This is a genomic window from Lactococcus garvieae subsp. garvieae, from assembly GCF_029024465.1.
GTDB lineage: Bacteria > Bacillota > Bacilli > Lactobacillales > Streptococcaceae > Lactococcus > Lactococcus garvieae.
On the sequence record NZ_CP118950.1, the window covers coordinates 2,039,254 to 2,048,553 of the forward strand.

Consider the following 9,300-nt stretch of genomic DNA (forward strand, 5'->3'; position numbering starts at 1 on the left):
ATCATATCTTTAGATTTCTTCAGTACATCAATTATTGATACCTTTTGCTTTGACAATAGCCAGTAAGATTGCTCCAAGAATAAACAATACTGTCCCTATTATAATGTAGGCTAATTCCTTCTTTGTTTTTTTCTCCCCTAAAAAGAGAATACCACCAATTGTTGAAATGATTACTCCTAATTGTGAGAAGGAAAAAGCAATAGCATTTCCTGCCAGGGAAGCCGCGAGCAACATGAAGACATTACCTACGCCCCACATTAGTCCGACAGAAATATTTTTAAAAACAACTGCTTCCATTTTTATATCACCACCAGAAAGGACAAAAGCCCCTACAACCATTCCGATTGACATTGGAAAAATAATTGTTAACGTATCAAAATGAATATTAAACCAGAGAGCAGATAAATTATTAAACAAAAACACATAAGATACATAAGCTAAAGTTGAGTAAGCTAAACAAATCAAACCTCTAACATAATGATGCTTTTCTACCGCAATGGTATTTTCGGGATCTCTTTTCGCTGAAAAATAAAAGCCAATAATTAAAGCTACAATAGCAATAAATCCTAATGTATATTGAATATTTTGGGTCCACTCATGGAAAATAAAGACACCGATCAGCGCTGCCAAAACGAGTTGGGAACCCGCAGATAAGGGACCAGCTACGGATACGCCGAGATATTTCATAGAGTGAAACTGTCCACTTTGACCAATTGCCCATATAAAGCCACCAATAAAACCAATAAGAAAAATAGGAAAACTTAATTGAGGTTGACGGATAAGAAATACTATCAGAGCAAAGACAAAAGCTCCAAAAGTCATCCCCAAAGTTTGTTGTTTTGCTGTTCCACCAATTTTATTTGATACAAAACCAATGGATCCCCATGCGAACATTGGGACGAGAGCTAGTAAAATTCCTTCCATTTCAGCCTCCAAAATAAATATTAACTAAAAATCTTCTTATTTTAACATTATTATAAATAAATTTCAACGCATTCTTCTTATCTGTTTTTTAATTTAATATGGTTTTTAACGTACTGTTTTAAATTTGCATTAATAGTTCGTCCATTATGCTTAAAATACTGGTAAAAAGTTCTAACTCTTTTTCATGCTTTTAAAAGTTTATTTTTAACTCATTTTTATCACACTTTTATTCTAACAAAATATAGAAGAGGAAAAAAATAAAACACGCGAATGCGTGTTTTATCGCTTTTCAATACAAATCAAAAAAGGTGGTGTATGAATCTGGTTCAGAGGCTCATATTTCATTACATGCCATTGTGCTTGGGGAAGACCACTTGCCCAAGCAAGAACAGCATCTTTTTCACTTTGACCGCCTTCGTGTCCGTAATAAACAACAAGCATAATCTGCCCATGAGGAAGAAGTTTTTCTTTTAGGATATCTAAAGCTCTTAGAGTGGTACTTGGCCGAGTAATAATCGATTTGTCTGTCCGAGGCAAATAACCTAAGTTAAAAATAGCAGCTTTTACGCCATCCGTGACATATTTATCAATACTTTCATGGCCGTCTAAGATTAGCTTGGCTTCTAGGTTTTTGTCTTGCAATAAAGCTTGCGTGGCAAGAAAGGCTTCCTTTTGCACATCAAAGGCATAGACCTTATCCGTCAGGCTGGCAAGAAAGGCTGTATCCCAACCGTTCCCCATTGTAGCATCAATGACCACATCACCCGGCTTAATTGTTTTAGATAACATTTGATGTGCCATCTCAATTGGTCTAAGCATAGGTAATTGACTCCACTTCTCTAATATTTTTACAGCCTTGAACAGAGCCCCGGCGCTCCATTTCACGATCAATCGCATTCAAGACTTCCCACTTATTTAAAGACCACATTGGGCCAATCAAAGCCTCACGTGGTGCATCTCCTGTGAGACGATGAATAACAATTTCTTTAGGTATCATCTCGAGCTGATCACAGATAATATTCACATATTCTTCTTGAGACAAGAGTTGTAAACGTCCATCATGGTAATCACGTTGCATTCGTGTATTTTTCATTAAATGCAATAAATGAAGTTTTACGCCCTGAATATCCGAATCCAAAATCATACGGCGTACATTCTCTAACATCATTTCATGCGTTTCACCAGGTAATCCATTAATCAAATGGACACACACATTAATGTCATGCTCACGTAAACGAGCCACAGCATCCGTATAAGTTTGATAATCATGTGCTCTGTTAATTAAATCACTTGTCTTTTCAAATGTCGTTTGAAGGCCCAAGTCAATCCAAACTTCCATACGCGTATTAAGTTCTGCCAGATAATCCACCACTTCTGGCGGAAGACAATCAGGACGTGTTCCAATAGAGATCCCTACAACATCGGGCTGGTTTACAGCTTCCTCAAAACGTTCACGTAAAACTTCGACTGGGGCGTGCGTATTGGTGAAGTTTTGAAAGTAGGCGATATATTTTTTTACACCAGGCCATTTTTTATGGAAAGCTTCAACTTCAACCCGAAATTGCTCAGCGATTGGCGCATCAGGCTCCAATATCAAATCTCCAGAACCAGAAACAGTACAAAATGTACAGCCGCCATGTGCAACAGTTCCATCCCGATTGGGACAGTCAAATCCAGCATCAATGGGAACCTTAAAAATTTTTTCTCCAAAAGTCCCTCTTAAATATTCATTCCACGTGGTATAACGTTTTTGCATAGTATATTACTTCCTTCAGTACCTACTATTATAACACAACAAAAAAAACAGCCACAGGCTGATTTACTTGACTGCGGATGTCGGGCTCGAACCGACGACAACACGATTAACAGTCGTGCGCTCTACCAACTGAGCTAATCCGCATAAAACAAAACCCGATCATAAATCGGGAATTGAGAATATAGTCCGTACGGGATTCGAACCCGTGTTACCGCCGTGAAAAGGCGGTGTCTTAACCCCTTGACCAACGGACCATATAAACTTGGCATTTACCATATCTCACAGGGGGCAACCCCCAACTACTTCCGGCGTAATAGGACTTAACTTCTGTGTTCGACATGGGAACAGGTGTATCTCCTATGCAATGAATACCAAATCATGGTCTGAATGTATTGAACACTCAAAACTAAATAACAATCTCTTGATAAATAAGTAAAGCTAAACTCATATGTTCTATTACTTGGTAAAGTCCTCGAGCTATTAGTACTGGTCCGCTCCATCCCTCGCAGGACTTCCACTTCCAGCCTATCAACCTGATCATCTCTCAGGGCTCTTAATTCATAAAGAATGGGAAATCTCATCTTGAGGTGGGCTTCGCACTTAGATGCTTTCAGCGCTTATCCCTTCCCTACATAGCTACCCAGCGGTGCTCCTGGCGGAACAACTGGTACACCAGCGGTAAGTCCACCCCGGTCCTCTCGTACTAAGGGCAGATCCTCTCAAATTTCCTACGCCCGCGACGGATAGGGACCGAACTGTCTCACGACGTTCTGAACCCAGCTCGCGTGCCGCTTTAATGGGCGAACAGCCCAACCCTTGGGACCGACTACAGCCCCAGGATGCGACGAGCCGACATCGAGGTGCCAAACCTCCCCGTCGATGTGAACTCTTGGGGGAGATAAGCCTGTTATCCCCAGGGTAGCTTTTATCCGTTGAGCGATGGCCCTTCCATGCGGTACCACCGGATCACTAAGCCCTAGTTTCCTACCTGCTCGAGTTGTAGCTCTCGCAGTCAAGCTCCCTTATACCTTTACACTCTACACATGATTTCCAACCATGTTGAGGGAACCTTTGGGCGCCTCCGTTACTCTTTAGGAGGCGACCGCCCCAGTCAAACTGCCCGACAGACACTGTCTCCCACGCCGATTATGCGTGTGGGTTAGAGCAACCATGAAGCAAGGGTAGTATCCCAACAGCGACTCACTTGAAACTAGCGTCCCAAGGTCAAAGTCTCCTACCTATCCTGTACATGCTTCACAGGTACTCAATATCAATCTGCAGTAAAGCTCCATGGGGTCTTTCCGTCCTGTCGCGGGTAACCTGCATCTTCACAGGTACTAAAATTTCACCGAGTCTCTCGTTGAGACAGTATCCAAATCATTACGCCTTTCGTGCGGGTCGGAACTTACCCGACAAGGAATTTCGCTACCTTAGGACCGTTATAGTTACGGCCGCCGTTTACTGGGGCTTCAATTCAGAGCTTCGACTAATGTCTAACCCCTCCTCTTAACCTTCCAGCACCGGGCAGGCGTCACCCCCTATACATCACCTTGCGGTTTAGCAGAGAGCTGTGTTTTTGATAAACAGTTGCTTGGATCTTTTCACTGCGGCTGTATTTCTACAGCACCCCTTCTCCCGAAGTTACGGGGTCATTTTGCCGAGTTCCTTAACGAGAGTTCTCTCGATCACCTGAGGCTACTCGCCTCGACTACCTGTGTCGGTTTGCGGTACGGGTAGTATTGAATTAAACGCTAGAAGATTTTCTTGGCAGTGTGACATCAAGGGCTTCGCAACCGTAGTTGCTTCCCCATCACAGCTCAATGTTAAAGGAAAATGCATTTGACACATTCCACACCTCACTGCTTAGACCAGAATCCATTAACTGGCTCCCTTTAGCCTACTGCGTCCCTCCATCACTAACAATACTAGTACAGGAATATCAACCTGTTGTCCATCGACTACGCCTTTCGGCCTCGCCTTAGGTCCCGACTAACCCAGGGCGGACGAGCCTTCCCCTGGAAACCTTAGTCTTACGGTGGATAAGATTCTCACTTATCTTGCGCTACTCATACCGGCATTCTCACTTGTAATCGCTCCAGCACCCCTCACGGTATACCTTCATCGCTGATTACAACGCTCTCCTACCATTTAATTAATATTAAATCCACAGCTTCGGTAATATGTTTAGCCCCGGTACATTTTCGGCGCAGGGTCACTCGACTAGTGAGCTATTACGCACTCTTTGAATGATAGCTGCTTCTGAGCTAACATCCTAGTTGTCTGTGCAACCCCACATCCTTTTCCACTTAACATATATTTTGGGACCTTAGCTGGTGGTCTGGGCTGTTTCCCTTTCGACTACGGATCTTAGCACTCGCAGTCTGACTGCCGCACATGTGTATTAGCATTCGGAGTTTATCTGAAATTGGTAACCCGAGATGGGCCCCTCATCCAAACAGTGCTCTACCTCCAATACACTTAAATTGCGACGCTAGCCCTAAAGCTATTTCGGAGAGAACCAGCTATCTCCCAGTTCGTTTGGAATTTCTCCGCTATCCACAAGTCATCCAAACACTTTTCAACGTGTCCTGGTTCGGTCCTCCAGTGCGTCTTACCGCACCTTCAACCTGCTCATGGATAGGTCACTAGGTTTCGGGTCTACATCATGATACTAAAGCGCCCTATTCAGACTCGCTTTCGCTACGGCTCCGCCTCTTCAGCTTAACCTCGCATCATAACGTAACTCGCCGGTTCATTCTACAAAAGGCACGCTCTCACCCATTGACGGGCTCGAACTTCTTGTAGGCACACGGTTTCAGGTGCTATTTCACTCCCCTCCCGGGGTTCTTTTCACCTTTCCCTCACGGTACTGGTTCACTATCGGTCATTAAGGAGTATTTAGGCTTGGGAGATGGTCCTCCCGGATTCAAACTGGATTTCGCGTGTCCAGCCCTACTCAGGATACTGCTAGGTATAAAGTCTATTTCAAATACGAGGCTATTACTCTCTTTGGCTTACCTTCCCAGGTAATTCTTCTATAGACTTTAAGTCCACGTTGCAGTCCTACAACCCCAAGAAGCAAGCTTCTTGGTTTGGCCTGTTTCCCGTTCGCTCGCCGCTACTTAGGAAATCGTTTTTACTTTCTCTTCCTGCAGGTACTTAGATGTTTCAGTTCTCTGCGTTACCTTCGCGTAAGCTATGTATTCACTTACGGATACTATGCATAACATAGTGGGTTTCCCCATTCGGAGACCTAGGGATCAATGCGTACTTACTGCTCCCCCTAGAATATCGTCGTTAGTCACGTCCTTCTTCGGCTCTTAATGCCAAGGCATCCACCGTGCGCCCTTATTAACTTTGCCATTAAAACAAGTATAAGTTTTTTCGAACTCTTTAAAAGAATTCGCAGCTTTACAGAAATGTTTAAAACATTTCTCGGTTTATTTATCGTTATAAGATATTGTTATTTAGTTTTCAATGATCAATTCCTATTTTAACGTCTTCGTTGACCAGATACTTCCGTATCTTATGGAGCCTAGCGGGATCGAACCGCTGACCTCCTGCGTGCAAAGCAGGCGCTCTCCCAGCTGAGCTAAGGCCCCTTCTCTCAACGCAATCTTCTCTATCTTGCATCAAAAGACTGCTTGTTGGTCTTTATAGACCCCTCAAAACTGAATAAAGTAGAACAACATCTTTTTTTATATTCCTTAGAAAGGAGGTGATCCAGCCGCACCTTCCGATACGGCTACCTTGTTACGACTTCACCCCAGTCATCGGTCTTACCTTAGGAAGCGCCCTCCTTGCGGTTAGGCAACCTACTTTGGGTACTCCCAACTTCCGTGGTGTGACGGGCGGTGTGTACAAGGCCCGGGAACGTATTCACCGCGGCGTGCTGATCCGCGATTACTAGCGATTCCGACTTCATGCAGGCGAGTTGCAGCCTGCAATCCGAACTGAGAATGGTTTTAAGAGATTAGCGCACCCTCGCGGGTTGGCGACTCGTTGTACCATCCATTGTAGCACGTGTGTAGCCCAGGTCATAAGGGGCATGATGATTTGACGTCATCCCCACCTTCCTCCGGTTTATCACCGGCAGTCTCACTAGAGTGCCCAACTTAATGATGGCAACTAGTAATAAGGGTTGCGCTCGTTGCGGGACTTAACCCAACATCTCACGACACGAGCTGACGACAACCATGCACCACCTGTATCCCGTGTCCCGAAGGAACTCCTTATCTCTAAGGATAGCACGAGTATGTCAAGACCTGGTAAGGTTCTTCGCGTTGCTTCGAATTAAACCACATGCTCCACCGCTTGTGCGGGCCCCCGTCAATTCCTTTGAGTTTCAACCTTGCGGTCGTACTCCCCAGGCGGAGTGCTTAATGCGTTAGCTGCGCTACAGAGAACTTATAGCTCCCTACAGCTAGCACTCATCGTTTACGGCGTGGACTACCAGGGTATCTAATCCTGTTTGCTCCCCACGCTTTCGAGCCTCAGTGTCAGTTACAGGCCAGAGAGCCGCTTTCGCCTCCGGTGTTCCTCCATATATCTACGCATTTCACCGCTACACATGGAATTCCACTCTCCTCTCCTGCACTCAAGTCTCCCAGTTTCCAATGCACACAATGGTTGAGCCACTGCCTTTTACATCAGACTTAAGAAACCACCTGCGCTCGCTTTACGCCCAATAAATCCGGACAACGCTTGGGACCTACGTATTACCGCGGCTGCTGGCACGTAGTTAGCCGTCCCTTTCTGGTTAGATACCGTCACTTAAGTAATTTTCCACTCTACTTAACGTTCTTCTCTAACAACAGAGTTTTACGATCCGAAAACCTTCTTCACTCACGCGGCGTTGCTCGGTCAGGGTTGCCCCCATTGCCGAAGATTCCCTACTGCTGCCTCCCGTAGGAGTCTGGGCCGTGTCTCAGTCCCAGTGTGGCCGATCACCCTCTCAGGTCGGCTATGTATCATCGCCTTGGTAGTCCTTTACACTACCAACTAGCTAATACAACGCGGGATCATCAAGTAGTGAAGCAATTGCTTCTTTTAAATAAGAATCATGCGATTCTCATTGTTATGCGGTATTAGCGTTCGTTTCCAAACGTTGTCCCCCGCTACTCGGCAGATTTCCCACGCGTTACTCACCCGTTCGCCGCTCTTCATAAAAATAGCAAGCTATCTTTAATCATCGCTCGACTTGCATGTATTAGGCACGCCGCCAGCGTTCGTCCTGAGCCAGGATCAAACTCTCATTTAAATTTAGTTCATCAAATGAACTGGCTGTTGTTTTGTCTTTCATTATTGAATTGACAGTTGGTATACAAGAAGTTCCCTTCTCGCATATAGTCATTCTACTTTATTCAGTTTTCAAAGGTCTATCGCTCTCACGGGAGATACGCTCTCTCGCGACAACTATTATATTCTATCAAACTACTCCCTCCCTGTCAAGAATAAACTGTGGTTTTTTACTTCTTTTTTTACCCTTGTTCGGAAAACCCCGCCGTTGTCACGTTCTTTAACAATATTTTTTTAAATTTTATTCTCGTTTTTGGCATTTTATGGTATTATTAGCACATGGAAGAAAAAATTTATCTGCTAAATATAGAAGATATTAGTAAAAATCCTTATCAACCACGTAGACATTTCGATCACAATAAATTAAAAGAGTTATCTCAATCTATAGAAGTCAATGGGGTACTTCAGCCCATCATTGTTCGTAAGAGTAATCTCTTTGGATACGAGCTTCTAGCAGGAGAACGACGTTTGCGTGCATCAAAATTGGCAAATATCGATAAGATACCAGCGATTATTCGTTCTTATTCTGATAATGAGATGATGGTGCTCTCTATTTTGGAAAATTTACAGCGTGATGATATGAGTCCATTAGACGAAGCCGAAAGCATCAAAAAAATTATAGAAAAAAGTGCGATGACTCATGAGGAAGTTGCTCAGCATCTCGGAAAATCTCGCTCCTATATTTCAAATCTCTTGAGAATTTTAAAACTCCCTCAAGAAATACTTCTTCTATTAGAAGATAAAAAAATCAGTTTAGCTCACGCCCGGACACTTCTTGCTGAAGAAAATAAGGAAAAACAAGTTTCCTTAGCTCATAAAATCATTGAAGAGAAACTAAATGTGCGCCAACTTGAAGATATTATTTATCAAAAAGTCCCCACTAAAAAAAAGAGCAATAAAAAAAGCATTTATATAGAAGAAAAGGAAAAAGAACTTGCAAGATGTTTAGGTGTAAGTAATAAAATTTCATATAATGATAAGCATCAAAATGGGAAATTAGAATTGCATTTTGAAAGTCTGGAACAACTCGAAGAACTCTTGAATAAACTCACAAAAAATCCACAGTAAATGTACTGTGGATTTTTTATCCCAAGATTTACTCACAAAAATATTGTTTTCCTTTTTTGTGGAAAAGTTTAGAATCGCTTGTTATAGCTGTTGATTCCTGTGGAAAACTTTTCTTTTCTCCACATTATCCACAATTTTGGGGATAGTTATCCACTTCTGTGGAAAATTAGTATTTTTTTTCAACAGCGGTGGATAAATAGTTATCAACATGATATAATAGGTTCTACTTAATTTTAATATATTAGAGGAAAAAT

At 43.1% G+C, this 9,300-nt stretch carries 4 protein-coding genes, 3 tRNA genes and 3 rRNA genes; 1 reads left to right on the top strand and 9 read right to left on the bottom strand.

The annotated features are described in order from the left end of the window. Positions 1-27: 27 nt before the first annotated feature. The 9 genes from PYW30_RS10295 to PYW30_RS10335 all read right to left on the bottom strand — a co-directional run bounded on the left by PYW30_RS10295 (position 28) and on the right by PYW30_RS10335 (position 7,940). Positions 28-924, bottom strand: coding sequence for a GRP family sugar transporter (locus PYW30_RS10295; protein WP_042219512.1), 897 nt, complete (start codon positions 922-924; stop codon positions 28-30). 279 nt (positions 925-1,203) lie between these two features. After that, positions 1,204-1,743, bottom strand: a complete 540-nt coding sequence (gene mnmM, locus PYW30_RS10300; RefSeq protein WP_042219510.1) for a tRNA 5-(aminomethyl)-2-thiouridylate-methyltransferase MnmM — start codon at positions 1,741-1,743, stop codon at positions 1,204-1,206. Further along, positions 1,736-2,680, bottom strand: coding sequence for a tRNA modification radical SAM protein MnmL/YtqA (mnmL, locus tag PYW30_RS10305; protein WP_003133558.1), 945 nt, complete (start codon positions 2,678-2,680; stop codon positions 1,736-1,738). Before mnmL ends, mnmM begins: the two co-directional genes overlap by 8 nt. A 71-nt stretch (positions 2,681-2,751) precedes the next feature. Beyond that, a tRNA-Asn gene (locus tag PYW30_RS10310) sits at positions 2,752-2,824 on the bottom strand. Between the two features lie 38 nt (positions 2,825-2,862). Beyond that, positions 2,863-2,934 (bottom strand) — tRNA-Glu (locus PYW30_RS10315). Positions 2,935-2,940: 6 nt separating this feature from the next. Continuing rightward, positions 2,941-3,056 (bottom strand): 5S ribosomal RNA (gene rrf / locus PYW30_RS10320). Between the two features lie 84 nt (positions 3,057-3,140). Beyond that, positions 3,141-6,042, bottom strand: a 23S ribosomal RNA gene (locus PYW30_RS10325). Between the two features lie 167 nt (positions 6,043-6,209). Continuing rightward, positions 6,210-6,282: transfer RNA gene (locus PYW30_RS10330), tRNA-Ala, on the bottom strand. 109 nt (positions 6,283-6,391) lie between these two features. Next, positions 6,392-7,940, bottom strand: a 16S ribosomal RNA gene (locus PYW30_RS10335). The 16S, 23S and 5S rRNA genes sit together here with 3 tRNA genes alongside, the layout of an rRNA operon. A gap of 317 nt (positions 7,941-8,257) precedes the next feature. Here PYW30_RS10335 and PYW30_RS10340 point away from each other — a divergent pair. Beyond that, positions 8,258-9,046: a ParB/RepB/Spo0J family partition protein gene (locus PYW30_RS10340; protein WP_042218180.1), complete on the top strand. Its 789-nt coding sequence runs from the start codon at positions 8,258-8,260 to the stop codon at positions 9,044-9,046. The last annotated feature ends 254 nt before the right edge of the window (positions 9,047-9,300 follow it).